General features: G+C 72.6%; 17 protein-coding genes and 1 tRNA gene. 5 read left to right on the plus strand and 13 right to left on the minus strand.

Annotated elements, in window-relative coordinates; translation table 11 throughout:
- Positions 1-14: 14 nt before the first annotated feature.
- The 5 genes from ACIGAN_RS00460 to ACIGAN_RS00480 all read right to left on the minus strand — a co-directional run bounded on the left by ACIGAN_RS00460 (position 15) and on the right by ACIGAN_RS00480 (position 6,583).
- Positions 15-1,892, minus strand: coding sequence for a discoidin domain-containing protein (locus ACIGAN_RS00460; RefSeq protein ID WP_399854281.1), 1,878 nt, complete (start codon positions 1,890-1,892; stop codon positions 15-17).
- A 143-nt stretch (positions 1,893-2,035) separates the two neighbouring features.
- A complete protein-coding gene (locus ACIGAN_RS00465) occupies positions 2,036-3,394 on the minus strand; it encodes a GH1 family beta-glucosidase (RefSeq protein WP_365098994.1) in 1,359 nt (452 codons plus the stop codon).
- Positions 3,395-3,423: 29 nt separating this feature from the next.
- A complete protein-coding gene (locus ACIGAN_RS00470; protein WP_399854610.1) occupies positions 3,424-4,263 on the minus strand; it encodes a carbohydrate ABC transporter permease in 840 nt (279 codons plus the stop codon).
- A gap of 8 nt (positions 4,264-4,271) precedes the next feature.
- Positions 4,272-5,261: a carbohydrate ABC transporter permease gene (locus ACIGAN_RS00475; protein ID WP_365098995.1), complete on the minus strand. Its 990-nt coding sequence runs from the start codon at positions 5,259-5,261 to the stop codon at positions 4,272-4,274.
- A 5-nt stretch (positions 5,262-5,266) separates the two neighbouring features.
- Entirely contained in the window at positions 5,267-6,583 is a 1,317-nt protein-coding gene (locus ACIGAN_RS00480; protein ID WP_399854282.1) for an ABC transporter substrate-binding protein, read from the minus strand.
- Positions 6,584-6,837: 254 nt separating this feature from the next.
- Here ACIGAN_RS00480 and ACIGAN_RS00485 point away from each other — a divergent pair, with 254 nt between their 5' ends.
- Entirely contained in the window at positions 6,838-8,640 is a 1,803-nt protein-coding gene (locus tag ACIGAN_RS00485; protein WP_399854283.1) for a coagulation factor 5/8 type domain-containing protein, read from the plus strand.
- Positions 8,641-9,170: 530 nt separating this feature from the next.
- Here ACIGAN_RS00485 and fusA read toward each other — a convergent pair.
- From fusA to ACIGAN_RS00505, 4 genes are all read right to left on the minus strand, one after another.
- Positions 9,171-11,213: an elongation factor G gene (fusA, locus tag ACIGAN_RS00490; RefSeq protein WP_399854284.1), complete on the minus strand. Its 2,043-nt coding sequence runs from the start codon at positions 11,211-11,213 to the stop codon at positions 9,171-9,173.
- A gap of 399 nt (positions 11,214-11,612) precedes the next feature.
- Positions 11,613-12,443 (minus strand): hypothetical protein, encoded by an 831-nt coding sequence (locus tag ACIGAN_RS00495; protein ID WP_399854285.1) that lies wholly within the window; start codon positions 12,441-12,443, stop codon positions 11,613-11,615.
- A 123-nt stretch (positions 12,444-12,566) separates the two neighbouring features.
- Entirely contained in the window at positions 12,567-13,481 is a 915-nt protein-coding gene (locus ACIGAN_RS00500) for a YceI family protein (RefSeq protein ID WP_365741871.1), read from the minus strand.
- A gap of 146 nt (positions 13,482-13,627) precedes the next feature.
- Positions 13,628-14,461 (minus strand): NAD(P)H-binding protein, encoded by an 834-nt coding sequence (locus ACIGAN_RS00505; RefSeq protein ID WP_399854286.1) that lies wholly within the window; start codon positions 14,459-14,461, stop codon positions 13,628-13,630.
- 266 nt (positions 14,462-14,727) lie between these two features.
- Between ACIGAN_RS00505 and ACIGAN_RS00510 the strand changes: the two genes are divergently transcribed.
- Positions 14,728-16,518, plus strand: a complete 1,791-nt coding sequence (locus ACIGAN_RS00510; RefSeq protein WP_399854287.1) for a helix-turn-helix domain-containing protein — start codon at positions 14,728-14,730, stop codon at positions 16,516-16,518.
- Between the two features lie 109 nt (positions 16,519-16,627).
- Here the strand turns inward: ACIGAN_RS00510 and ACIGAN_RS00515 are convergent.
- Positions 16,628-16,712, minus strand: a tRNA-Leu gene (locus ACIGAN_RS00515).
- Between the two features lie 142 nt (positions 16,713-16,854).
- Here ACIGAN_RS00515 and ACIGAN_RS00520 point away from each other — a divergent pair.
- Positions 16,855-18,186 carry a DUF2254 domain-containing protein gene (locus ACIGAN_RS00520; protein ID WP_399854288.1) on the plus strand — a complete coding sequence of 444 codons (1,332 nt, stop codon included), beginning with the start codon at positions 16,855-16,857 and terminating at the stop codon, positions 18,184-18,186.
- Between the two features lie 401 nt (positions 18,187-18,587).
- On the opposite strand, the gene ACIGAN_RS00525 is transcribed toward ACIGAN_RS00520, so the two are convergent.
- Genes ACIGAN_RS00525 through sucC form a run of 3 tightly spaced genes read right to left on the minus strand, consistent with a single transcriptional unit; the run spans position 18,588 to position 22,216 of the window.
- The gene (locus ACIGAN_RS00525; protein WP_399854289.1) at positions 18,588-20,129 is read right to left on the minus strand and encodes an aldehyde dehydrogenase family protein; all 1,542 of its coding nucleotides are present in this window, start codon (positions 20,127-20,129) and stop codon (positions 18,588-18,590) included.
- Positions 20,130-20,177: 48 nt separating this feature from the next.
- On the minus strand, positions 20,178-21,071 hold the full coding sequence (gene sucD, locus ACIGAN_RS00530; protein ID WP_399854290.1) for a succinate--CoA ligase subunit alpha: 894 nt from the start codon (positions 21,069-21,071) through the stop codon (positions 20,178-20,180).
- Between the two features lie 14 nt (positions 21,072-21,085).
- Positions 21,086-22,216 (minus strand): ADP-forming succinate--CoA ligase subunit beta, encoded by a 1,131-nt coding sequence (gene sucC, locus ACIGAN_RS00535; RefSeq protein ID WP_399854291.1) that lies wholly within the window; start codon positions 22,214-22,216, stop codon positions 21,086-21,088.
- Between the two features lie 142 nt (positions 22,217-22,358).
- Between sucC and ACIGAN_RS00540 the strand changes: the two genes are divergently transcribed.
- Entirely contained in the window at positions 22,359-24,041 is a 1,683-nt protein-coding gene (locus tag ACIGAN_RS00540; protein WP_365741883.1) for a thiamine pyrophosphate-binding protein, read from the plus strand.
- A 12-nt stretch (positions 24,042-24,053) separates the two neighbouring features.
- The gene (frc, locus tag ACIGAN_RS00545; protein WP_365093987.1) at positions 24,054-25,295 is read left to right on the plus strand and encodes a formyl-CoA transferase; all 1,242 of its coding nucleotides are present in this window, start codon (positions 24,054-24,056) and stop codon (positions 25,293-25,295) included.
- Positions 25,296-25,297 lie beyond the last annotated feature (2 nt).

Consider the following 25,297-nt stretch of genomic DNA (forward strand, 5'->3'; position numbering starts at 1 on the left):
GGAGGCGGCCTGAACTACCCCTTCTGCTCCACCCGCACCCAGTCCACCTCCGCCCGTACTCCCCCGGCCGCGATGCGGTCCACGCTGGACTGGGGCAGGCCCCAGTACGGGGTCGTCACCTTGTTCCAGCCCGCCGGGTAGGCGCCGCCGAGGGCCAGGTTGAGGATGACGTACTGGTTATGGCCGAAGACCCACTGGCCGCGGGTGGATTCGAGCTTGTTGCGGGTCGTCTCCTGGACCAGGCGGTCGTCGACGAAGAAGCGCATCGTCGTGGGGGTCCATTCGACCGCGTACGTGTGCCACTCGTCCGCCCGGCCGCCCCCGGGGTAGACCTGGCGGGCGCCGATGTTGCCGTCCGCCGAGTAGCCGGGGCCGTGCAGGGCGGTGCTGGTCCAGTCGGCGTAGCCGATGTTCTCCATGATGTCGGTCTCGCCGGAGGACGGCCAGCCGACCGACGGGTCGTCGACGTCGCTGCCCAGCAGCCAGAACGCCGGCCAGAAGCCGTCGCCGACCGGGAGCTTCATACGGGCGCTGACCTTGCCGTAGGTGAAGTCGAAACGGGTGTGGGTGTCGATGCGGCCGGAGGTGAAGTCGTAGGTGGCGCCGCCCGCCCGGGTGCAGCCCTTGCAGTGCTTCGCCGACAGCACCAGCGCGCCGTTCTCCGTGCGGATGTTGTCCGTGGAGTCGACGTACGCCTGCGCCTCGCCGTTGACCGAGCCCATCTCCGTGCCGGTGCGCACCACCCGCCACTTGTTCCGGTCCAGGGCCGGGGCGGTGAAGTCGTCGAAGAACGTGGTGCGGTAGCTGCCGGACTGCTCGCCCGGGAGCGCCGGGTACGCGGCCGTCGCGCTGCCGCCCGTGCCCCAGACCTCGAACTCGTAGAGGGAGTAGCCGAACTGGGCGGTGGCGGGGGGCGGGTTGTAGAAGGAGCGGCGTTCCTTGCCGAGCATGCGGACGTAGCGGCCCGTGACCGGCTGCGGGAGGCGGATCGCGTCGTGGCGGCCGACCGCCTCCCCGGGGGACTTGACGTCGGCGCGGCGGGACGCGACCTCGGCGGCCGAGGGGCGGTGAACCGTGCGCCAGGTGCGGTTGTCGTCGGAGACCTGCAGTTCGTAGTCGACGGCGTAGGCCGCCTCCCAGTACAGGTCGACCGAGTCGATCGTCGAGGGCGCACCGAGGTCGACCGAGACCCAGCGGTTCGCGTTCCAGTCGCTCGACCAGCGGCTGATGTCGGCCTTCAGGTCCGCCGGCCGGCCGCCGTCCGTCACGAACGCCGGGGAGTTGCCCGCGTGCTGGTAGTAGTTCGCGTAGGCCGGGTGGTTCAGGGCGAGGTTGGTGCGGGTGGTGGACGCGGGGGCCGGCTCGCCGCCGTAGATCCTCATCGACCAGAGCGAGTAGCCGTAGGGGGTGGCGCGTTCCACGCCGCGCAGGCGGACGTAGCGGGCCGTCACCTCCTGGGGGTAGGTGTGGGCCCTGACCGAGCCGCCGGTGCCGGCCGTCTCCGTGAAGAAGGGTGACCAGTCGGTGCCGTTCTTCGAGGCCTCCAGCACGTAGCGCTTGCCGTAGGCGGCCTCCCAGTCCAGGACGACCCGGTCGACACGGATCGTCGAGCCGAGGTCGACGCGGATCCATGCGGTGTCCGAGAAGTCGCTGGACCAGCGGGTGGAGCCGTTGCCGTCGAAGGCGCGGCCGGGGGACGTGTCGGCGTTCTCGCTGCCGGACGCCGTGACGGCGGCCGGGTTCACGGCGTACGCGGCGGCCGCGCGGTCGGTGTCCCAGGCGGCGGCCGCGGCCCGCGCCTCGGGGGCGGGGGCCGCGAAGGCGGGGCCCGCGGTCAGCAGGGTGAGGGCCGCGAGTGCGGTCAGGAGGGTGCGGGGCGTACGGGACGGCATGGCTCTCCTCCGGTTCGATGTGCCTGACGGCACCGAAAGGACGTGGCTCGAATGGCGTGTACCTGACAGTGCAGAGGTTCAACGGGGGGTGAGCCGGGGTGGGCGCGGGCTCCCGCATCCCCGCCCACCCCGGCGCTCGTGGCTCAGGCGGCCTCGCGCGCCCGGCCCCGGTGGGTCCGCACCACCTCGGCGTACCGGTGGCCCGTCCCCTTGATCGTGCGCTTCTGCGTCGCGTAGTCGACGTGGACCAGGCCGAACCGCTTCTCGTAGCCGTACGCCCACTCGAAGTTGTCCAGCAGGGACCAGGCGAAGTAGCCGGCCAGCGGGGCGCCCTGGCGGGCGGCGGAGGCGCAGGCCGCCAGGTGCCGCAGGAGGTAGTCCTGCCGCTCGGGGTCGTCGACGGTGCCGTCGGGGCGGACGACGTCGGGGAAGGCCGAGCCGTTCTCCGTGACGTACAGCCGGCGCGCCCCGTACTCGCGGGTGAGGCGGAGCAGCAGGGTCTCGATGCCGCCGGCGTCGATCTCCCAGTCCATGCCGGTGCGCGGGACGCCCTCCCGGCGGACGGCCCGGGCGTACGGGGCGGGACCCTCGGGATCGTCGGCCACGGTCTGCGGGAAGTAGTAGTTCAGGCCCAGCCAGTCCAGCGGGGCCGCGATGGCCGCCGAGTCGCCGGCCTGCTCGGGCAGTTCGACGCCGTAGACCTCGCGCATGTCCTCCGGGAAGCCGCGGCCGTGCACCGGGTCGAGCCACCAGCGGTTGGTGTGGCCGTCCATGCGGCGGGCCGCGGCGAGGTCCTCGGGGCGGTCGGAGGCCGCGTGGATGGTGGAGAGGTTGTTGACGATGCCCACCTGGGCGTCCGGGACCGCCGCCCGGATGGCCCGGGCCGCGAGGCCGTGGCCCAGCAGCAGGTGGTAGGAGGCGCGGACCGCGGCGGTCAGGTCCGTCCAGCCGGGGGCCATCTTGCCTTCCAGGTGGCCGATCCACGCCGAGCACAGGGGCTCGTTGAGGGTGGCCCAGTGGCCGACACGGTCGCCGAGCCGCTCGGCCACCACCGAGGCGTAGTCCGCGAACGCCAGGGCGGTGTCGCGCTCCGGCCAGCCGCCGCGGTCCTGCAGCGCCTGCGGCAGGTCCCAGTGGTAGAGGGTGACGGACGGGGTGATGCCGGCCTCCAGGAGGCCGTCGATCAACTCGTCGTAGAAGGCCAGGCCCTTGGGGTTCACGGGGCCGTCGCCGCCCGGGACGACGCGCGGCCAGGCGATCGACAGGCGGTAGGCGTTGACGCCCAGCTGCCGCATCAGGGCGATGTCCTCGCGCCAGCGGTGGTAGTGGTCGCAGGCGACGTCGCCGTGGTCACCGCCGGCGGTCTTGCCCGGGGTGTGCGAGAAGGTGTCCCAGATCGACGGCGCACGGCCGTCCTCCGCCACGGCGCCCTCGATCTGGTACGCCGAGGTGGCCGTGCCCCACAGGAAGTCGTCGGGGAGGGCGGCGAGGTCGATGGTCACGGAAGTCCCTTCGGAAACAGGCGAGTCGGTCACTTGACGGCTCCTGCCGTCAGGCCGGCGACGAGATAGCGCTGGAGCAGCAGGAAGCCCGCGACGACGGGCACGCTGACGACCAGCGAGGCGGCCATGATCTGGTTCCAGTACACGTCGTTGAGGGTCGAGTAGCCCTGGAGGCCGACGGCGAGGGTGCGGGTGGTGTCGTTGGTCATCACCGAGGCGAACAGGACCTCGCCCCAGGCGGTCATGAAGGCGTAGACGGCCACCGCGACGATGCCCGGGACCGCCGCCGGCACCACGACCCGGAACAGCGCGCCGAGCGGGCCGCAGCCGTCGACCAGCGCCGCCTCGTCCAGGTCGCGCGGCACCGAGTCGAAGTAGCCGATCAGCATCCAGATGGAGAACGGCAGCGAGAAGGTGAGATAGGTGAGGATCAGCCCGCCGCGCGAGCCGAACAGGGCGATGCCGGTGGCGTTGCCGATGTTGACGTAGATGAGGAACAGCGGCAGCAGGAACAGGATGCCGGGGAACATCTGCGTCGACAGGACGGTGACCGTGAAGACGCGCTTGCCGCGGAAGTCGTAGCGGCTCACCGCGTACGCCGCGAAGACCGCGATCACCACCGAGCAGACCGTCGCCGCCCCCGCCACGATCAGCGAGTTGACGAAGTAGCGCGCGAGCGGGACGGTCGACCAGATGTCGACGTAGGGACGGATCGTCAGCTCGGTCGGCAGCCAGCGGAACTCGCCCGTGACGTCCGCGAGCGGCTTCAGCGAGCTGGACACCATGACGTACACCGGCAGCAGCACGAAGCCCGTCAGCAGGGTCAGGAACACCCGCCGGGACCACAGGAAGGACCGGGGCGGGGCCAGGGGCGAACTCATGGGGCGGCCCTCCGTCCGCGCGAGGTCAGCGCCAGATACACGCCCGTCACCAGCAGCAGGAACAGCAGCAGGAGCACCGACATCGCCGAGCCCGTGCCGAAGTTCCAGGTGACGAACGACGCCTGGTAGATGTGCACCGAGATGAGGTCGGCGGCCGCCGGCGCGGTCCTGCCGAACAGGACGTACGGCGTGTTGAAGTCGTTGAACGTCCACAGGAACAGCACCAGGACCAGCACCTGGTTGACCGGGCGCAGCGACGGCAGGGTGATGCGGCGGATCTGCTGCCACACGCCCGCGCCGTCCAGGGCGGCCGCCTCGTACAGCTCGCGCGGGATGTTCTGCAGCCCCGCCATCACGATGAGGAACGCGAACGGCCAGCCCTTCCACACCGACACGGTCAGCAGCGCGATGAAGCTGTTGTCGCCGATGAGCCAGAAGGACGGCTTGTCGGTGAGGCCCAGCTGGTCGTGCAGGACGTGGTTCACCAGGCCGTTGTCGTGCTGGAACATGAACACCCAGGTGATGACGGCCGCGTAGACCGGCAGGGCGTACGGGACCAGGAACAGGGCCCGCAGCAGGCCGCGGCCCCGGAAGGTGTCCTGCATGAAGACCGCCGCGGCCGTGCCGATCAGCCAGCACAGGCCCACCGACAGCACCGTGAAGGCGACCGTGACGAGGAAGGAGTGCAGCAGCGCCTCGCCGACGGGGGCGTCGAAGTCCACCGACACCTTGTAGTTGTCGAGGGCGGACCAGGGGGCGGTGCCCCAGTCACGGATGTAGAACTGCGTGAGCTCCTTGAAGCTCATGACGACGCCGATCACCATCGGCACGAGGTGGACGAGGAGTTCGAGGAGCAGCGCGGGCAGGAGCAGCAGGTAGGGCAGGCCGACGCGGCGGACCCGTCCGGTGCGGCGGCGGGGACCGCGCGCCGCACCGGGCGGGCTCGTGCGGACCGGCGGCGTGCCGGCTTCAACCGTGGTGGTCATGTCGCTCAGGCCGCCGGCATCTGCTGCTGGGCCTTCTCCAGGGCCGCCTTCACCGACGCGGTGGTGACCGCGCGTCCGGCGGCCGCGTCGGCGAACAGGTCCTTGATCGCCGTGCCGACGGCCGTCTCGAACTGCGACTCGTCGGCGACCTGCGGCAGCGCCACGGCGCTCTTGGCGAGGGTGTCCTTCAGGACGGCGTTGGCCGGGCTGGCGAACGCGGCGTCCGACTGGGCGGTCTTGACCGGCGGGATGGAGCTGTAGGCCTTGTTGAGGATCTTCTGCTCGTCGTCGCTGGTCAGGAACTTCACGAACTTGGTGGCGCCGTCGAGGTTGTCGGTGTTCTTGAAGACGGCGAGGTTGATGCCCGCCACCATCGAGTTGACCTGCCGGCCGGTGCCGGGGGTGCCGGACTGCACGGGCACGGGCGCGATGCCGTAGTCGTCCTCGCTCATGCCCTGGGACTTGAGGTTGGCGGAGGCGGACTGCCACAGCAGCATCGCCGTCTTGCCCTTGGCGAAGTCGCTGACGGACTGGTTCTGCGCGTACTCGGCGTTGCCGGGCGCGATGACCTTGTCCTTGGCCATCAGGTCGACGTACTGCTTGACCGCGGTGACCGCTCCGCCGCTGGTGAAGTCGGGCTTGCCGTCGGCGGTGAAGAAGTCGGCGCCGTGCTGCTTGGCGAAGACGTAGGCGTGGTGGATGTTCTCGGACGGGTTCGAGCCCTCGGCGCCCAGGCCCCACTTGCCGTCCTTGGAGAGCTTCTTCCCGGCGGCGACCAGCTCGTCCCAGGTGGCCGGCGGCTTGGAGACGCCCGCCTCGGCGAACATCTTCTTGTTGTAGTAGAGCGCGTACGCCATCGAGTACAGCGGCACAGCGGCCGGGTCCTTGCCCTGGGCGCCGGTGGAGCCGAGCGCCGAGTCCACGAAGCGGTCCCTGCCGCCGATCTTGTCGAAGTTCTTCGCGTCCCAGGGCAGCAGGGCGCCCGTGGCCTGGAGCGAGGCGCTCCAGGTGTTGCCGATGTTCAGCACGTCCGGGCCCTGGCCGGAGGTGGTGGCGGTGAGGATCCGGTTGAGCAGGTCCGACCAGGGGACGACCTCCAGCTTCACCTTGATCCCGGTCTGCTTCTCGAACTTGTCGAGCTCGGGCTGGAGGACCTTCTTGTCGATCTCGATGCTGGCGCCCTGGTTGGAGGCCCAGTACGTCAGCGTCTTGGGCGAGTCGTCGGACCCGCCGCCGGTGGCGGAGCCACCTCCGCAGGCCGAGGCCGCGAGGACGAGTGACAGGGTGACGGCGCCGGCTGCCGCGGCTCGGGTACTGCGCATGCTGCTCGTGTCCCTTCCGGGAGGACGGGAATTCGCCTCCCAGACCGTGCTCCCCCGCCGGGAGGGAGCCGTCATGGCTTAATTTAGGACGTGAGTTAATCCGTGGAAGGCAGAGACGTCAAGGGTTTGGACGTACTCTCCGAAGTCTCGCCGCACCCCCTTGACGCATCTGTTCCACGGATGAACCATTCAGCGGCGAGAGAGCGCTCCCCGCACCCCACGCCGTTCACTTCCTGAACCAGGAGAGCCGCCCCATGCCCACTGACTCCCCGTCGTCCGGCCTGCCCTCCCCCGGCCGCCGCGCCGTCCTCGGTGCCGCGGCGGCGGCCACCGTGCTCGCCGGCCTGCCCGGCACGGCCGCGGCCGCCCCCGCCGCCGGGAAGCGGCCCGTACCCAGGAGGCCGCGCGCCCTGCCCGGCGGCGGCGACCTCGGCCCCAACGTCGTCGTCTTCGACCCGTCCACGCCGAACATCCAGGGCAGACTCGACGAGATCTTCCGGCAGCAGGAGTCGGCCCAGTTCGGCACCGGCCGCTACCAGCTGCTGTTCAAGCCCGGCACCTACCACGGCCTCAACGCGCAGATCGGCTTCTACACCTCGATCTCCGGTCTCGGCCTCTCCCCCGACGACACCACCATCAACGGTGACATCACGGTCGACGCCGGCTGGTTCAACGGCAACGCCACGCAGAACTTCTGGCGTTCGGCGGAGAACCTGGCCGTGGTCCCCGTCAACGGCACCAACCGCTGGGCGGTCTCCCAGGCCGCCCCGTTCCGCCGCATGCACGTGCGCGGCAACCTCAACCTCGCGCCGACCGGGTACGGCTGGTCCAGCGGCGGCTACATCGCCGATAGCCGGATCGACGGCCAGGTGCAGCCGTACTCGCAGCAGCAGTGGTACACCCGGGACAGCGCGATCGGCGGTTGGCTCAACGGCGTGTGGAACATGGTGTTCTCCGGCGTCGAGGGCGCCCCCGCCCAGGGGTTCCCGAACCCGCCGTACACCACGCTGAACACCACGCCCGTCTCCCGCGAGAAGCCGTTCCTGTACCTCAGCGGCAGCGAGTACCGGGTCTTCCTGCCCGAGAAGCGGACCAACGCCCGCGGCGTCACCTGGGGCAGCGGCACCCCGCGCGGCACCTCCCTGCCGCTGACCCGCTTCTACGTCGCCAAGCCGGGTGTCTCGGCGGCCACGCTCAACCAGGCCCTGTCCGAAGGGCTGCACCTGCTGCTGACGCCGGGGATCTACCACCTGGACCGGCCGATCCGGGTGGACCGGGCCAACACCGTGGTCCTGGGCCTCGGCTACGCGACGCTCATCCCCGACAACGGCGTCACGGCGCTCAGGGTCGCCGACGTCGACGGGGTCCGGCTGGCCGGATTCCTCATCGACGCCGGGCCGGTCAACTCCCCGACCCTGCTGGAGATCGGCCCGCCCGGCGCCTCCCGGGACCACTCCGCCAACCCGACCACCGTGCAGGACGTGTTCGTCCGCATCGGCGGGGCCGGCCCCGGCAAGGCCACCACCAGCATGGTCGTCAACAGCCGCCACACCATCGTCGACCACACCTGGGTCTGGCGCGCCGACCACGGCGATGGCGTCGGCTGGGAGACCAACCGGGCCGACTACGGCGTCGTCGTCAACGGGCACGACGTCCTGGCGACCGGCCTGTTCGTGGAGCACTTCAACAAGTACGACGTGCAGTGGTTCGGCGAGCGCGGCCGCACGATCTTCTTCCAGAACGAGAAGGCGTACGACGCGCCGAACCAGGCCGCGATCCAGAACGGGTCGATCAAGGGCTACGCGGCCTACCGGGTCGGGGACAACGTGACCACCCACGAGGGCTGGGGCCTGGGCAGCTACTGCTACTACAACGTCGACCCGACCATCGTGCAGCACCACGGCTTCGCCGCGCCCGTGCGGCCCGGAGTGCGCTTCCACGACCTGCTCGTGGTCTCGCTGGGCGGCAACGGACAGTACGAGCGCGTCATCAACGACACGGGGGCGCCCACGTCGGGGACGTCGACCGTGCCGTCGACGGTGGTGTCGTACCCGTAGCGAGGAACCGGTCCGCTCCCGTGCGAGCACGGGAGCGGACCGGCAGCCGTGGGGGCGGGCCGGTTCCTTTCCGCCGAGGCTGGGGTCCGGCCGGGAGTCCCGCACGGGGGCGTGGGAGGCGACCGGCCGGGTCGTCCCGCACGGAGGCGCGGGGAGCGACCGGCCGGGTCGTCCCGCACGGAGGCGCGGGGAACGACCGGCCGGGCCGTCCCGCACGGAGGCGCGGGGAACGACCGGCCGGGCGGAGCGCACCGCGGCGCGGAAGCGGACCGGCGGGGCAGAGCGCACCGCGGCGCGGAAGCGGACCGGCCGGACCAACCCGCACGGCGGTGGCGGAAGGGACCGGACAAGGCTCCACCGCACCGCGCGGGAAGGGACCGGCCGAGGGCCGAGCGGCGCTTGAGGGAGACGCTGCGGGCCGGGGCGCCGACGCGGTCGGCGAGGCTACCGCACCGCGGCGCGGCGGGAACCAACCGAGGCTCCCACCGCACCGCACCGCACCGCTGGGCGGAAGCGGACCGGCCGGGGGCCTACCTCGCTGAGGCGGCCGCCGTCGGCGCCGGCGCGTAGCCGGTGGGCCGGGCCGTGAACGTGCCACGGCCCTGGGTGCGGCTGCGCAGCCGGGTCGCCCAGCCGAACAGTTCGGCCAGCGGCACGGTCGCGGTGACGACCGCGGCGCCCGCCCGGGTGACCGAGCCGGTCACCCGGCCGCGCCGGGCGGCGAGCTCGCCGAGCACGCCGCCGACCGTCTCCTCGGGCACCGTGACCGTGACCTCGGCGACCGGCTCCAGCAGGACCATCGCGCAGGCGCGCAGCGCCTCGCGCAGTCCCAGCCGGCCGGCCGTGCGGAACGCCGTGTCCGAGGAGTCCTTCACATGGGTCGCCCCGTCGGTGAGCGTGACGCGCAGCCCGGTCACCGGGTGCCCGCCGAGCGGCCCCTCGACGAGGGCGTCCCGGCAGCCGGCCTCGACCGCCCGCACGTACTCCTGCGGTACGCGCCCGCCGACCACGGCCGAGCGGAACATGAAGCCACCGTCGTACGGCTCCACGTCGAGCACGACGTGGGCGAACTGCCCGGCCCCGCCGTCCTGTTTGACGTGCCGGTAGACCAGCCCCGTCACGCCCCGGCCGACGGTCTCGCGGTGACTGACCCGGGGACGGCCGACGCCGACCTCCAGGCCGAGCTCGCGCCGGAGCTTCTCCACCGCCACCTCCAGGTGCAGTTCCCCCATGCCGGACAGCACGGTCTGCCCGGTCTCCGGGTCGGTGCGCGCGACCAGCGACGGGTCCTCCTCGGTCAGGCGCGCCAGCCCCGACGCCAGCCGGTCGGTGTCACCGGCGCCGCGCGCCTCCACCGCGACCGACACCACCGGCTCGGGCGCACCGGGCGGTTCCAGCAGCAGGGGCGCGTCCGGCGCGCACAGGGTCGACCCGGCGCGGGCGTACTTCAGCCCGACGACGGCGACGATGTCCCCGGCGACGGCATGCTCCAGCGGTGTGTGCCGGTCGGCCCGCACGCGGAGGATCCTTCCGATCCGCTCGGTGCGGCCGGCGGTCGCGTCCCACAGTGTGTCCCCCTTCCCGATGGTTCCCGAGTAGATCCGCAGATAGGTCAGCCGTCCGGTCGCGGTGGCCTGCACCTTGAACGCGAGGGCGAGCGGCGGCGCCGCCGGGTCGGGGGCCCGCCGCTGCTCCACCCCGGCGTGGGTGCCGCGCACCGGTGCCACGTCCAGCGGCGACGGCAGCCACGCCACGACGGCGTCGAGCAGCGGCTCGATCCCGCGGTTGCGGTAGGCGGAACCGCACAGCACGACCACGCCGTCCCCGCTGCGGGTCAGGTCCCCGAGGGCGGCAGCGAGGGTCCGCTCCGCGAGCCCGCCCGTGGCGCAGAACTCCTCCAGGGCGCCCGGGTGCAGCTCCGCCACGGCCTCCTCCAGGGCCCGGCGGCGGGCGAGGGCCTCGTCGAGCAGGTCGTCCGGTACGGGCAGGTCGTCCGGGGTGTCGCCGCCGCTCCAGACCAGCGCGCGCATGCGGACGAGGTCGACGACCCCGGTGAAGGCGTCCTCCGCGCCGATCGGCAACTGGACGGGCAGCGGCGCGGGGTGCAGCCGCTCCCGGATCGACGCCACGGCCGTGTCGAGGTCGGCTCCGGCCCGGTCCATCTTGTTCACGAACGCGATGCGCGGCACGCCGTGCCGGTCGGCCTGGCGCCACACCGACTCGCTCTGCGGCTCCACCCCGGCCACCGCGTCGAACACGGCGACGGCACCGTCGAGCACGCGCAGCGCGCGCTCCACCTCGTCGGCGAAGTCGACGTGCCCGGGGGTGTCGATGAGGTTGATCCGGTGACCGTCCCAGGCGCAGCTCACCGCCGCGGCGAAGATGGTGATGCCCCGGTCGCGCTCCTGCGGGTCGAAGTCCGTGACGGTCGTGCCGTCGTGGACCTCGCCGCGCTTGTGGGTGGTTCCGGTGGCGAACAGGATCCGTTCGGTGACGGTGGTCTTGCCGGCGTCGACGTGGGCGAGGATGCCGAGATTGCGGACGGCGGCGAGCGGGTTCGAGTGGATGCGCACGGCCCGGGGCCTTTCGATGCGAGGGGGAGAAGGGCAGCGCGATTACGGGACAGGGAACTCGGAGATCGACTCGACGGCCCGTCAGAACACGCCTGCAGGCCCGGGGTTCGTCCCGATCAGCCGGTGCCGCCGCGCAGCGGGCACCGGGGGGACGAAGACACGAGGATCACCGCGTAGCGCGGGAGGGCGACGGCGGCAGCGGTGTGGTCACGCACGGCCGTCCCCCTTCATTCGTCACGCCGGAGCCCCGCCCGGATCGTGGGCGGCGCGGATACGCCCGTGAGTGTAGGGAGCCTCGTGGAGACGGGGCCACGGATTATTCATGGTGAACGCAGCAGGCAGAGCATCCCCAGCGTGCGGCAGCCCCCGGTCGACGTGGCGGCCGGGGGCTGCGTGCTGTCACCGCTCGCTGTCGTCTCCGTCGTCTGTGTCGTCCGGTGCGGCGCGGTCGTCGATGACGATGCGGACCGGGTCGGCTCCGTCGCCGCGGTGGCGGCGGGTGAGGATGGCCCGCACGGTCTCGGTGAGCCGTTCGTGCAGGTGGGCGGCGATGGCGCGGGTGCCCGGGTCGGCGGCGGTGTGGCTGACGTGGTGCAGGCTGGTCAGGGCGGCGACGAGGCTGGGACCGGAAACCCTGGCCAGGATCGTGCCCTCGGTGTCCTGGACGCCGGCCGGCAGGTGGAAGTGCTGGTCGGTGCCGGCGTGTTTGACGAGGAACTCCCAGGTGTCGCGGTGGGCGTGGAGGGTGGCGGCGGAGATGCCGGCCGCGGCCCGCAGGGTTGCCTGGTCGGGCTCGGGTGGGTCGCCGGCTTCGCTGGTCGGCTGAGGCGCGGGGTCGGCCGGTTCCGGCTCGGGCGCCGCCTGGGGCGTCGTCCGGACCTCGGGGTCCGGGCCGGGTGGGTCGGCCGGGGTCTGCCGCGGGCCGGCGGTCTCGGCCTGGAGCCGGTTGTCGAGGCGGGTGAGGGCTTCGCGGACGGCGGCGAGGTCGCTGCCGATGCCGGTGAGACGTCCGGTCGTGATCTTGTCGGTGCGGGTCAGGGCGTCGCGGGCGATCTCCCGCATGTCGGTGAGGCCGCGGGTCAGGGCGGCGTCGGTGTCCTGGCGGATTCGGTCGATGGTGTGCTGCTGGTCGGCGACCTGCTGCTTGACGGCGGCGAGGTCGGTGGCGAGCCCGCAGAGCTGGTCGATGACCTGCCGGAGCTGGGCCCGGTCTCCACTGCCGAATGGCACGCTTCCCCCCTTGCGGTCACGGGTGACCTTGAAAGGGTGATGCGATGGCGACTTGTCGACAAGGCCGCGATTTCGGCCAGGCACCGGAGCGGCCTGGCCGGCGGAACCTCGCGGCCGGGACGCCTACTCCGGCGGTGTGGGGGTGTCGTGGGTGCGGTACATCGCCTGGACGTCCAGTTCCAGTTGCACCGTCGGGCCGACCACGGCGATGCCCCGGGCCAGCATGGAACGCCAGTTGAGTGTGTAGTCCTCGCGGTGCAGTTCCGCCGTGGCGAGGGCCGCGCAGCGCAGTTCCTGGCCGTAGCCGCCGTTCACCGTGCCCAGGTAGGTCGTGTCCAGTGCCACCGAGCGGCTCACCCCGTGCATCGTGAGGGTGCCCAGCAGCGACCACTTGCTGCCGCCGCGGTAGGCGAAGCGGGTGCTCGTGAAGTCGATGTACGGGAAGCGTTCGACGTCCAGGAAGTCGGCGGAGCGCAGGTGGTTGTCGCGGGTGGTGTTGCCGGTGGTGATGCTGGCGGCGTCGATGCGGACGCGCACCCGCGAGTCGGCCATGTCCTGGGCGACCTGGATACCGCCGTCGAAGCGCTCGAACCGGCCGTGCACATGGGCCATTCCGACATGCTTGGCGATGAACCGGATCGCGGTGTGCGGCGGGTCGAACAGCCAGGTGCCGGGCGTCGGCAGCTGCATGGCGTCGGCCGTCTGCAGCCAGACGCGCTCGGCGGACGCCGCGGCTCCGGCCGCGATCTCGATCGTCTCCCGGTGCGGCCGCAGGCCCTCCGCGGAGATCAGCAGGCTGTACCGGGCGGGCGGCAGCGCTGCGAGGAAGTAGCCGTACGGGTCGGTCGTGCCGCGCGCGGCCACCCGGTGGGTGTCCAGCGCGGTGACGGTGACGTCCGCGGCCGCCAGGGGCGCGCCCGTCGGGTCGACGACCTCGCGGGCGACGGCACCGGCACCGGCCGGGAGGGGGACGGCGAGGCCCGCCGCTGCGGCGGAGGTGCCTTTGTGCCACCGGCGCCGGAGCAGTGCGAGGGCCATGTGGTTCACCTTTCTTCGGGTGTGCGGCCGCCCGGCGGCATGCGGCGCACGCCGAAGGCCGCACCTTGCTGCGGTCACACCCCCCTTGTCGATCTTGCTGTGCCGAGCCGGCGCGCGGGTGTCTCAATACGAGACACCCGCGGCCGTCACCGGAAGGCGCCGGCGTGTTCGGCGGCCCACTGCGCGAAGGTGCGTGCCGGGCGGCCGGTGACCTTCTCGACGGTGCCGGAGACGGTGCGGCCCACCTCGGGCGTGTTCCCGTACGCCTGGAGCAGGAAGTCGATCACGTCCTGGGGCAGGTGGGCGGCCCGCCACTGCGCGACGGCCTCCTCCTCGGTCAGTTCGACCAGGGCGATCTCCCGGCCGACGGCGGCGGAGAGGATGCGCACCTTGTCGCCGACGGTGAGCACCTCGGGGCCGGTGATCACGTACTCCTGGCCCGCATGGCCCTCCTCGGTCAGCGCGACCGCGGCGACGGCGCCGATGTCGCCCTCGTGGACCATGGCGCTCAGCCGGGAGACGAACGGCTCGCGCACCTCGCCCGCTGCCGTGATGCCGTCCGCCCACTCCAGGGCGTTCGCCATGAACTCGACCGGCATGAGCACCGTCCAGTCCACGCCGTCCTCGGCCCGCACCGCGTCCTCCAGCGGGGTGGGACCGCCGCCGTGCAGCACGGTGACGCGGCGGACGCCGGCCGCGCGGGCCAGTTCCAGGATCCGTGGGCCGGTCGGCAGCGGGGCGAAGGCGGCGCCGCCGAACGTGATCAGGTGCAGGCCGCTCACGCCCTCCAGCGCCGGTGCGAGCCCGTCGGGTTCGGTCAGGTCGCCCCCGACGATCTCGACCTCGTCCGGGAAGGCGGCCTTGGCCGGGTCGCGGGTGAGGGCCCGCACCTGGTGCCCCCGTACGAGCAGTTCGGCGACGACCCGGCGGCCGACGGTTCCGGTGGCGCCGGTGACAAGGATCTTCTGCGTTTCCGTCATGCCCCGACCCTAGGAAGGCTCGCGGTCACCTTCTGTCCGCGACAGTGCCGCCCGCAGCCGGGCCGGCCTCCCCCGCAGGCGGCGAGCAGCACACCACGCGCCCTCCCCGGCCACCTCGCGAGGGCGTGGGGCGTGCGGACCACCGTGTGCGGTGTGTGGACCACCGCGGGCGGCACGCGGCGTGCGGCGTGCGGACCACCGCGCTCGGTGTGCGGACCACCGCGGTTGTTTCCCGTTCAACCGAACGCGCTACGGTGGGCCGTGCCGTGACCACCGCAGATCCTCCCCCCACCACCGCCCGGTCTTCGCTGCGCCTCGCCCGCGAGCGCTTCCTGGCAGGGGAACCGTTGCCCGGAGGTGTGCCGGAGGAGGTCGTCGCCGCGTGGCGGCGGGCCCGGTTCTTCGGCGTACCGCACGACTTGAGGCAGCGGGCGCTCCCCTCGGCACGTCCCGCCGAGCCGGCACGCCCCGCCGAGTCGGCGCTGCTCGCCGCGGCCGGGCCGGTGCTGGACCGGGTCGTCCCGGCCCTGGGCGCGGACACGGCGCTCGTGCTGACCGACGAGCGGCTGCGCGTGCTGCGGACGGCCGGACGCGTGCCCGGAGTCGAACCGTCTGCCGTGCTGTCGGAGCAGGAGGTCGGCCACAACAGCGCGGCCCTGGCGCTGCGTACCCGGCGCCGGGCCGAGGTGCACGGCCCGGAGCACTTCCTGGACCGGTGGCAGGAGGTGTCCGCCGTCAGTGTCCCGGTGCTCGCCCCGGACGGCGGCCAGGTGCTCGGCACGCTCACCGTGACCGCACCGCTGTGCGCCACAGGTGCGCCGCATCCGGGGGCCGCCCTCGCGGAGGCGACCGCCGCGGCGGTCGAGACGGAACTGCGGGCGCGCTCGGGCCGGCCCGAGCGGGTGCTGCTGGACGCCTATGTGCGCGCCTCGCGGGGCCGGGGCCGGGCCGTGGCCGCCCTCGACGGCCGCAACCGGCTGATCAGCGACGCGGCGCGGGGACTGCTGACGCCCGAGGTGCTCGACGCGCTGGAGCGTACGGCGGCGGACGCGCGCCGCGCCGAGGCACCGGGGCTCGCGGCGGAGCGCCAGGGCGCGTTCGGGCGGGACACGGAGTCGCGCTCGGCGGTGTTGCCGGAAGGCGCCGGCTGCACCGCGCACGTCACGCCCGTGCGTCTGGAGGGCACCGTCGTGGGCATCGTGGCGGTCCTGGAAGCGCTCGGTGATCCGGCGCCCCCGCTGCCGGATCCGCCGCCCGCGACGGTCACCCTGACCGGCTCCTCGCTCCCCTGGCGGCATGCCGTGGGACGCGCGGTGGAGCTGGCGCGCTCCCGGGAGCCGCTGCTGCTGGCCGGGGAACGCGGCACGGGCAAGGCCGCGCTGGCCCGCGAGCTGCTCGGGCCGGGCCCGGTCCGGGACGCCGACGCGGCACTGGACACCGACTTGGAACAGGCCCTGCGCGGGACGCGACCCGGCCGGCCGCTGCTGCTCCGGCACGCCGAGCGTCTCGCGCAGCCCGGCGTCGCCGCGCTCAACTCCCTGCTCGACGCCCGCCCCGACACCCCGCTCCTGGTCACCTACACACCGGGCGCGCCGGCCGGCCCGTGTCTGCAGCGCCTGCTGGACAAGCTGTCGGCCCGCACGGTGACCCTGCCACCGCTGCGGGAACGGGCCGAGGACGTACGGGAGCTGCTGCCGGTCCTCACTCCCCGCCCGGCGCCCGGCCTGCCGCCGCTGACCTGGACGCTGGACGCCCTGCGGGCGCTGGAGCAGTACCCGTGGCCCGGCAACGTCACCGAACTCGCCCATGTCGTGCGGGCGCTGGCGGAGCAGCGGCGGGTGGCGGGCCCGGTCCGCCGGGCGGAGCTGCCGGACGCCGTGCGCGAAGGCCCCGCCGCACGTCCCCTGAGCCCGATGGAGCACGCCGAACGCGCCACGATCCTGGAGGCGTTGCGCCGCCACGGCGGCAACAAGGCGCGTGCCGCCGCGGCGCTGGGGATCGGCCGGGCGACGCTGTACCGCAAGCTGCGGGGGTACCGGGGCGCGGATCGTCCATGACGGTGAGTGACGAAAGGGGGGCGATGCGCACACCGCAGCGGGGGGGGGAACCGCCGCGCGACACGAGAAAGGGTGCCGACCATGAACTGGTCGGCACCCTGCGTGTCCGTGTCCGAGGGGGGACTTGAACCCCCACGCCCGATAAAGGGCACTAGCACCTCAAGCTAGCGCGTCTGCCATTCCGCCACCCGGACCAGGTGTCCGTCGCCTTGCCAGGGGTGCTCCCCGGGGCGACAGGCACAACAATACCAAGCTTTCGGAGTGCCTTTCACCTGCGTTTCCGTCCGCCGGGCGGGGGTCCCGGACCTCGTGGCCCGTTGCCTCTAGGGTCGCACCATGAGTGACTGGATGGTGACGCAGAGCCCTGTCGCGGGTCGCCGCCCGCGGCCCCTGTCACCGCTCAGGGAGCATCTGCGGGACACGTTCTGGTTCGCCCCCACGGCGGCGATGGCCGCCGTCTTCCTGGTGTGGCTGGGCGCACAGGCGCTCGACACGGCACTCGTGGAGGCGCTCCGGGAGGAGGGCGACCACGACACGCTCGACGAGCTGCTGCGGTTCGCGCAGGACGCGAAGGCCGTGGTGAGCGCGGTCGGCTCGGCGATGATGACCTTCATCGGCGTGGTGTTCAGCATCTCGCTGGTGGCCGTGCAGATGGCGAGCGGGCAGTTCACCCCGCGCGTGGTGCGGCTCTTCGTCCGCAGCCGGATCACCAAGGCGACCTTCGCGGTGTTCCTGGCCACGTTCGTGCTGACGCTGCTGGTGCTGACCGCCTTCGACAGCGCCGACGACGCCCGCGCCGTGACGTCGCTGCCGCTGGTGCAGTCCGTCCTCACGCTCTGCATGGTCGCGCTGAGCCTGTTGCTGTTCGTGCTGTACGTGAACAGCACCCTGCGGCTGATGCGGATCAGCCAGGTGATCGCGCGGATCGCCGCGGAGTCCTTCCGGGTGGCCGCCTCGATGCCGGCGAGCGCCGCGGGGCAGGAGGCGCCCGGCCTGGGCGCCGTCACCGCGTGGGTGCCGCACGAGGGGCGGGCCGGGGTGCTGCGGGACGTGCACATCGCGCGGCTGGTGCGGGTGGCGCGCAAGCACGGGGTCGTGCTGCGGCTGCTCCCGCGGATCGGGGACTTCGTGGTGCCGGGCACGCCCGTGCTGGCGGTCCACGGCGGTGCCGCCCCGCCGCGCGCGGCGCTGCGCCGCACCGTCTCGGTGGGGGTGGAGCGGACCTACCACCAGGATCTCGGCTTCGGGCTGCGGCAGTTGGCGGACATCGCGTTGCGCGCGCTGTCGTCCGCGATCAACGACCCGACGACCGCCGTCCAGGCGCTGGACCGGATCGTGCAGTTCCTGGCGGCGCTGAGCCGGCACCCGCTGGACGCCGCCCTGCACCGGGACCGGGACGGGGCGGTGCGGCTGGTGCAGCCCGTGCCGGGGTGGACCGAGCTGGTGGATCTCGGTTTCACGGAGGTGCGCGGCTGCGCCGCGGGCAGCCCTCAGGTGTCGCGGCGCCTGCTGGCCGGGCTGGACGACCTGTTGTCGCTGGCGCCGCGGGACCGGTGGGAGCCGCTGCTGCGCCACCGCGCACTGCTCCGCCAGCAGGTCGCCCGCACCGCCCCGACCCCGGCGGACCGCGCCTTCGCCCTGCACCCGGACCGGCAGGGCATCGGCTGAGGAGCGGGGCCGGACCGGCCTCGTGGAGCCGGGCACACGGCCGCGCCCACGCACCACACCCCGAACCCCAGGCGGACCGCCCCCGTGGAGTCACACGCAGCGGCCCCGCGCCCGCGCACCACAGCCCGAACCCGAGACGGACCGGCCCCGTGGAGCCACACACAGCGGCCCCGCGCCCCGCACACCACACCCCGAACCCAGGCTGACCGGCCCCATAAGGCCGCACACAGCGGGCCCCCGCCCCGCACACCACGCCCCGGACAGGGCCGCCGGACCGGACCCGTGAGGCCGGACACAGGCCCGCACACCACGCCCCGGACAGGGCCGCCGGACCGGCCCGTGATGCCGGACACAGGCCCGCGCACCGCGCCCCGGGTCCCGCCGCCCCCGCCCCGCTCCCCTCAGGGCACCAGCTGGTACTCCGGGAAGTTCCCCGGCAGCCGCTCCCCCGCCGGTCCGTGTGTCACCGCGCGCACCAGGAGTTCGCCGCCCACGAACGCCCCGCGCCAGGACGCCCCGAGTCCGCCGAACAGCTCGTCGCGGTCGCCGCGGGAGCGGGGCCTGCCGTGGCCGACCTTGAACGCGCGGATCTGCGGGGCGAGCCGCTCGTAGGTGGCCCGGTCGTCCGTGGACAGCGTGGCCACCAGCGCCCCGTTGGAGGCGTTCATCGCGGCCAGCAGCTCCGCCTCCGTGTCGACCAGGACGATCGTGTCGACCGGGCCGAACGGCTCCGCGTGGTGCAGCGGGGAGGAGCGCGGCGGGTTGAGGAGCGTGACGGGCTGGACGTAGGCGGAGGTGTCCTGGCCGGGCAGGAAGCGCGCGTCGTCGGGGCTGCCGCGGTGCAGCGGCACCGCCCCGCGCTCGACCGCCTCGGCGACCTGGTCCCGCAGCTCCTTCGCCTTCGCCGCGTTGATCACCGGCCCGAAGTCCAGCTCCGGGGCGGGGTCGTCGGGCTTCTCCACGGCGAGCGGATGCCCGACCCTGAGCGCGCGCACCGCCGGAAGGTACGCCGCGAGGAACGCGTCGAACAGCTGCCGCTGGACGACGAAGCGCGGATACGCCGTGCAGCGCTGTTTGCCGTAGTCGAAGAGCTTGGGGATCACCGCGGTGAGCGCGTCCCAGTCCGAGTGGTTCCAGATGCCCCAGGTGTTGAGTCCCTCCTGTTCGAGGACATGGCGTTTACCGAGGTCGGCGACGGCCGTGGCGACCGCGGCGCCGGTGTCGCGGCCCCCCACGAAGGAGACGCAGCCGATCTCGGGCGCCCGTACGAGCGCCTCGGACAGCTCGCTGCCGCTGCCGCTGACGAGGGTCACGGGGATCCCCTCGCGGGCGGCGAGCGCGCAGGCCAGGGTGAGACAGGCGACGCCGCCGTCGGTCGGGGTCTTGGCGATGACCGCGTTGCCCGCCAGCGCCTGGACCAGCATGGCGTGAACGAGCACGCTCATCGGGTAGTTCCAGCTGGCGATGTTGGACACCGGTCCGTCCAGCGGGGCCCGGCCGGCGAGCATCGGTTCGATGCCGTCGACGTACCAGCGGACCCCGTCGATCGCCCGGTCGACGTCCGCCTGGGCGAGCCGCCAGGGTTTGCCGATCTCCCAGACGAGCAGCAGCGCGAGGAGCGCGCGGTGTTCGGTGAGGGCGTCGAGGGTGGCCGCGACGCGGGCCCGGCGTTCGGGCAGCGGGACGTGCCGCCAGGCGCGGTGCTGGTCGAGGGCGGCGCGCACGGCCTGCCGGGCGGTGGCCCCGTCCAGCCGCGGCGGGCCGGCGATCGGGCTGCCGTCGACCGGGCTGGCGGCGGGCAGGACCCGGCCGTCCGCTCGCCAGCCGGCGTTCCAGAGGTTGAGGACCCGTTCCTCGCGGAAGGCCTCGGGGGCGGCGGCGAGGCAGCGCCGCCAGGTGTCGGGCCAGGACGTGCCGGGTTTGAGGGTGAGGGTGGGTGGCATGGGGTCGCTCCGCTCTCGGTGCACGGTCGGGGGCGGAAAAGGGCGGTCTCAGAGGGTCCGCTGCCGGTCGTCGAGCAGCGCGAGCACGAGCTTCGCGGTCTCGGTCGGGGTGCTGCCCACCCGCACGCCGGCCGCCTCCAGTGCCTCCTTCTTCGCCTGCGCTGTACCGGAGGAGCCGGACACGATGGCGCCGGCGTGCCCCATGGTCCGGCCCTCGGGCGCGGTGAAGCCGGCGATGTAGCCGACGACGGGCTTGGTGACGTGCTCGTGGACGTACGCCGCCGCGCGTTCCTCGGCGTCGCCGCCGATCTCGCCGATGAGCACGATCAGGTCGGTGTCGGGGTCGTCCTCGAAGGCGGCGAGGCAGTCGATGTGCGTCGTGCCGACGACGGGGTCGCCGCCGATGCCGACGCAGGTCGAGAAGCCGATGTCGCGCAGCTCGTACATGAGCTGGTACGTCAGCGTGCCGGACTTCGAGACCAGGCCGATGCGGCCCGGTTTGGTGATGTCGGCCGGGATGATGCCCGCGTTGGACTGGCCGGGGGTGATCAGGCCCGGGCAGTTGGGGCCGATGACGCGGGTGCCCCTGGCCCGGGCGTGGGCGGTGAAGGCGACGGAGTCGTGGACGGGGATGCCCTCGGTGATGACGACCGCGAGCCCGATTCCGGCGTCGGCGGCCTCGATGACGGCCGCCTTGGCGAAGGCGGGCGGCACGAAGACGACGGTGACGTCCGCTCCGGTGGCGCGCATCCCGTCGGAGACCGACCCGAAGACGGGTACGGGACGGCCGTCGAAGTCGACGGTGCGGCCGGCCTTGCGCGGGTTGACGCCGCCGACGATGTTCGTGCCGGCCGCGAGCATCCGCCGGGTGTGCTTCATGCCCTCGCCGCCGGTCATGCCCTGGACGAGGACCTTGCTGTCCTTGGTGAGGTGGATGGCCATGGCGTTCCCTCTCGTCAGGCCGTGGTGGCGAGTTCGGCGGCACGGGCGGCGGCGCCGTCCATGGTGGTGACCTGCTCGACCAGCGGGTGCGCGTGCTCGTCGAGGACGGCCCGGCCCCGGGCCGCGTTGTTGCCGTCGAGACGCACGACGAGGGGTTTGGTCAGCCGGACGCTGTCCAGTGCCTGGACGATGCCGTCGGCGACCGCGTCGCAGGCGGTGATGCCGCCGAAGACGTTGACGAAGACGGACTTCACGTCCGGGTCGGAGAGGACGATCGACAGGCCGTCGGCCATGATCCGGGCGCTCGCGCCGCCGCCGATGTCGAGGAAGTCGGCGGGCCGCGCGCCGCAGCCCGCGACCACGTCCAGGGTCGACATGACGAGCCCGGCGCCGTTGCCGATGATGCCGACCTCGCCGTCGAGCTTGACGTAGTTGAGGCCCTTGGCGGCGGCCGCGGCCTCCAGCGAGTCTCCGTGCTCGGCCTCGTCGGCGCCCCATCGGGCCTGCCGGAAGCGGGCGTTGTCGTCGAGGGTGACCTTGCCGTCCAGGGCGAGGATTTGCCCCTGCCGGGTGCGGACGAGCGGGTTCACCTCGACCAGGAGGGCGTCCTCGCGGACCAGGACCTCCCAGAGCCGGACGAGGACGTCCACGGTCTGCGGCGGCAGTCCGGCCGCCTCGGCGATCTCGGCCGCTTTCGCGGAGGTGACGCCCTGGGCCGGGTCGACGGGGACGCGGGCCACGGCCTCGGGGCGGGTGGCGGCGACCTCCTCGATGTCCATGCCGCCCTCCGCCGAGGCGATCGCGAGGAACCGGCCCGCGGCGCGGTCGAGTACGTAGGACACGTAGAACTCGGTCTCGATGTCCACGGGCTGGGCCAGCATCACCGTGCCGACCGTGTGGCCCTTGATGTCCATGCCGAGGATCTGACGGGCAGTGAGCTCGGCGGCCGCGGGATCGGCGGCGACTCTGACTCCGCCCGCCTTCCCGCGCCCGCCGGTCTTGACCTGGGCCTTGACCACCACGCGTCCACCGAGCCTGCGGGCGATCTCGCGTGCTTCCTTGGGCGAGTCGGTGACCTCGGCCCTCGGCACCACGATGCCGTGTTCTTCGAAGAGTTCCCTTGCCTGGTGCTCGTACAGGTCCATTCCGGCTCCTGTCTGAAAGTGCCGCACGCCCCCTGGACACCACCCACCGGATGCGGGATAACAAGCTTCATACAGTATTCGTCGACTGTATGCAATGTACCGCGAGCCGCTCCAACCCCCTACGAAGGGACAGGACTTCGCCATGCCCGACGACACCCAGGACGTGATCTCCGGTGGTCATCTCGTAGCCAAGGCGCTGAAGGCCGAGGGGGTCGACCGCATCTACACGCTGTGCGGCGGCCACATCATCGACATCTACGACGGCTGCGTCGACGAGGGCATCGAGGTCGTCGACGTCCGTCACGAGCAGGTCGCCGCCCACGCCGCCGACGGCTACGCGCGCATCACCGGCAAGCCCGGCTGCGCCGTGGTCACCGCGGGTCCGGGTACCACCGACGCGGTCACCGGGGTCGCCAACGCCTTCCGCGCGGAGTCCCCGATGCTGCTGATCGGCGGTCAAGGGGCCCTGACGCAGCACAAGATGGGCTCCCTGCAGGACCTGCCGCACGTCGACATGATGAACCCCATCACCAAGTTCGCGGCGACCGTGCCGGACACGGCGCGCGCGGCGGACATGGTGTCCATGGCGTTCCGCGAGTGCTTCCTCGGCGCGCCGGGCCCCTCCTTCCTGGAGATCCCGCGCGACGTGCTCGACGCCAAGGTGCCGGCCGACAAGGCGCGCGTGCCCCGGGCCGGTGCCTACCGCGCCTCCACCCGCTCGGCCGGTGACCCGGAGGCGGTCGAGAGGCTCGCCGACCTGCTGGTGCACGCCGAGAAACCGGCCGTCCTGCTCGGCAGCCAGGTCTGGACGACCCGCGGCACCGAATCGGCCATCGAGCTGGTGCGCACGCTGAACATCCCGGCCTACATGAACGGCGCCGGCCGCGGCACCCTCCCGCCCGGCGACCCGCACCACTTCCAGCTCTCCCGCAGGTACGCCTTCTCCCACGCCGACGTCATCGTCATCGTCGGCACGCCCTTCGACTTCCGCATGGGCTACGGCAAGCGGCTGTCGGCGGACGCGACCGTGGTGCAGATCGACCTGGACTACCGCACCGTCGGCAAGAACCGCGACATCGACCTCGGCATCGTCGGCGACGCCGGACTGGTGCTGAAGTCGGTGACCGAGGCGGCCTCCGGGCGCGTCAACGGCGGGGCGTCCCGGCGCAAGGAGTGGCTGGACGAGCTGCGCGCCGCCGAACAGACCGCCCTGGAGAAGCGGTTGCCCAGCCTCAGGTCGGACGCCTCGCCCATCCACCCCTACCGCCTGGTCAGCGAGATCAACGACTTCCTCACCGAGGACTCCATCTACATCGGCGACGGCGGCGACATCGTCACCTTCTCCGGGCAGGTCGTGCAGCCCAAGTCGCCCGGGCACTGGATGGACCCGGGCCCGCTCGGCACGCTCGGCGTCGGCGTCCCGTTCGTACTCGCGGCCAAGCAGGCCCGGCCCGACAAGGAGGTCGTCGCGCTCTTCGGCGACGGCGCGTTCTCCCTGACCGGCTGGGACTTCGAGACCCTGGTCCGCTACGACCTCCCCTTCGTCGGCATCGTCGGCAACAACTCCTCCATGAACCAGATCCGCTACGGCCAGGCCGCCAAGTACGGCAAGGACCGCGAGCGGGTCGGCAACACCCTCGGCGACGTCCACTACGACAAGTTCGCCCAGATGCTCGGCGGTCACGGCGAGGAGGTCCGCGACCCCGCCGACATCGGCCCCGCCCTGCGGCGCGCCCGCGAGTCCGGCAAGCCGTCCCTGATCAACGTCTGGGTCGACCCCGACGCGTACGCCCCCGGAACCATGAACCAGACCATGTACAAGTGAGGAGCGCTTGGCATGACCCAGACCTCGACCAGGGCTCTCGACGGCATCCGCGTCCTGGACATGACCCACGTCCAGTCCGGGCCCTCGGCGACCCAGCTGCTCGCCTGGCTCGGCGCGGACGTCGTCAAGCTGGAGGCACCGACCGGCGACATCACGCGCAAGCAGCTGCGTGATCTGCCGGACGTCGACTCCCTCTACTTCACGATGCTCAACTGCAACAAGCGGAGCATCACCCTCAACACCAAGACCGAACGCGGCAAGGAGATCCTGACCGAGCTGATCCGGCGTTCCGACGTGATGGTCGAGAACTTCGGGCCGGGCGCGGTGGACCGCATGGGCTTCACCTGGGACCGCATCCAGGAGATCAATCCGCGGATCGTCTATGCCTCCATCAAGGGGTTCGGCGAAGGCCCGTACACCAACTTCAAGGCGTACGAGGTCGTCGCCCAGGCCATGGGCGGGTCGATGTCGACCACCGGCTTCGAGGACGGGCCGCCGCTGGCGACGGGGGCCCAGATCGGGGACTCGGGAACGGGTGTGCACGCTGTCGCGGGCATCCTCGCCGCGCTCTACCAGCGGGAGCACACCGGCCGCGGGCAGCGGGTCAACGTGGCCATGCAGCACGCCGTGCTGAACCTGTGCCGGGTGAAGCTGCGGGACCAGCAGCGCCTGGCGCACGGGCCGCTCGCCGAATATCCCAACGAGGACTTCGGCGACGAGGTTCCCCGGTCCGGGAACGCGTCCGGCGGCGGCCAGCCCGGCTGGGCCGTCAAGTGCGCGCCGGGCGGGCCGAACGACTACGTCTACGTCATCGTGCAGCCCGTCGGCTGGCGGCCGATCAGCGAGCTCATCGGCCGGCCCGAGCTGGCCGACGACCCCGAGTGGGCCACGCCCGAGGCGCGGCTGCCCCGGCTCAACAAGATGTTCCAGCTGATCGAGGAGTGGTCCTCGACGCTGCCCAAGTGGGAGGTGCTGGAGCGGCTCAACGCGCACAACATCCCCTGCGGGCCCATCCTGTCCACGCGGGAGATCATCGAGGACCGGTCGCTGGTCGCCAACGAGATGGTCGTCACCGTGCCCCACCCCGAGCGGGGTGAGTTCGTGACCGTCGGCAGCCCGCTCAAACTGTCCGACTCCCCCGTCGAGGTGACCAGTTCCCCGCTGCTCGGCGAGCACAACGAAGAGGTCTACGTCGGCGAACTGGGCCTCGGGGACGAGGAACTGCGCCTGCTCAAGTCGAACGGGGTGATCTGACG

This window comes from Streptomyces sp. NPDC085931 (assembly GCF_044540565.1).
Taxonomy (GTDB): domain Bacteria; phylum Actinomycetota; class Actinomycetes; order Streptomycetales; family Streptomycetaceae; genus Streptomyces.

Coding starts and splice junctions, on each gene's coding strand:
- ACIGAN_RS00460 (WP_399854281.1), bottom strand. CDS start 1,892: ATGCCGTCCCGTACGCCCCGCACCCTCCTGACCGCACTCGCGGCCCTC.
- ACIGAN_RS00475 (WP_365098995.1), bottom strand. CDS start 5,261: ATGACCACCACGGTTGAAGCCGGCACGCCGCCGGTCCGCACGAGCCCG.
- ACIGAN_RS00480 (WP_399854282.1), bottom strand. CDS start 6,583: ATGCGCAGTACCCGAGCCGCGGCAGCCGGCGCCGTCACCCTGTCACTC.
- ACIGAN_RS00485 (WP_399854283.1), top strand. CDS start 6,838: ATGCCCACTGACTCCCCGTCGTCCGGCCTGCCCTCCCCCGGCCGCCGC.
- ACIGAN_RS00500 (WP_365741871.1), bottom strand. CDS start 13,481: ATGGCCCTCGCACTGCTCCGGCGCCGGTGGCACAAAGGCACCTCCGCC.
- ACIGAN_RS00505 (WP_399854286.1), bottom strand. CDS start 14,461: ATGACGGAAACGCAGAAGATCCTTGTCACCGGCGCCACCGGAACCGTC.
- ACIGAN_RS00520 (WP_399854288.1), top strand. CDS start 16,855: ATGAGTGACTGGATGGTGACGCAGAGCCCTGTCGCGGGTCGCCGCCCG.
- ACIGAN_RS00525 (WP_399854289.1), bottom strand. CDS start 20,129: ATGCCACCCACCCTCACCCTCAAACCCGGCACGTCCTGGCCCGACACC.
- sucD (WP_399854290.1), bottom strand. CDS start 21,071: ATGGCCATCCACCTCACCAAGGACAGCAAGGTCCTCGTCCAGGGCATG.
- sucC (WP_399854291.1), bottom strand. CDS start 22,216: ATGGACCTGTACGAGCACCAGGCAAGGGAACTCTTCGAAGAACACGGC.
- ACIGAN_RS00540 (WP_365741883.1), top strand. CDS start 22,359: ATGCCCGACGACACCCAGGACGTGATCTCCGGTGGTCATCTCGTAGCC.
- frc (WP_365093987.1), top strand. CDS start 24,054: ATGACCCAGACCTCGACCAGGGCTCTCGACGGCATCCGCGTCCTGGAC.